General features: G+C 68.9%; 1 protein-coding gene and 1 pseudogene. Both read right to left on the reverse strand.

The genetic code is table 11. From position 1 onward, the window contains the following. Positions 1-314: pseudogene (locus tag AC4FS3_RS28820) on the reverse strand (P-type conjugative transfer protein TrbG); the annotation flags it as partial. Then, the coding region (gene trbF, locus AC4FS3_RS28825; RefSeq protein ID WP_491023388.1) for a conjugal transfer protein TrbF at positions 311-771 on the reverse strand (461 nt) is incomplete at its 5' end. The pseudogene AC4FS3_RS28820 and the gene trbF, both read right to left, overlap by 4 nt.

Genomic DNA, 771 nt, shown 5'->3' on the forward strand with positions numbered 1-771 from the left:
CCTTCCGACCACGGATAGACCTGGATGGCGTTGTAATAGCCCTCGCGGCGCGGCTGCACGCGGGCGGCAGCATTGGCGTTCTCGACGCGGCCGGTGGGCGTGCCGGCGGTCTCGCCGCCGCGCGCGACGGTCCAGGCCGGCGGTGTATTGAGGGGCTTGGGGCGCTCGTCCGTCACGGTGACGGGCACGGCGGGCAGCGGCGGCACGCTGGCGTCGTAGCTGATCTCGGGCGGCCTGTTGGTGGCGCAGCCGGCGAGCGCCGACGCGGACAGCAAGAGGACGATGGCGGCAGGCTTGCGGAGGGTGCTGCTCATTGGCCCATCTCCCGCGACCAGTTGATGGCATTGACGTAGATGCCGAGCGGATTGGCTTTCAACCGTTCGGCGCCGCGCGGCGGCTGAAGCGCGATGGTCAGGATGGCGGTCCAGCGCTGCGTCGAGGCGAGCGCGCCGTTCTCGAATTGGCGCTCCGTCCAGGCGACGCGGAAGCTGTCGGGCGATGCGCGGATGACGCTGGAAACGTCGACGGCGATCTGCTGCTTGCCGACCTTGGCGAACGGATCGTTGGTGCGGGCATAGTCGTTGAGCGCGCCCGCGCCGCGATCGGTTGTCCAGTCATAGGCGCGAAGCCAGTTCTGCCGGACGATGATCGGATCGGCGGGAATGCTCCTGACCTGCTCGATGAAGCGGGCGAGATGCCATGCGATCTGTGGATCGGTTGGGTGGAAGTCGGCCACGGCCGGCGCGACGGCCTGCGATTGGCCGAGCTTGT

The sequence above is a fragment of the Pseudogemmobacter sp. TB195 genome (assembly GCF_058313095.1).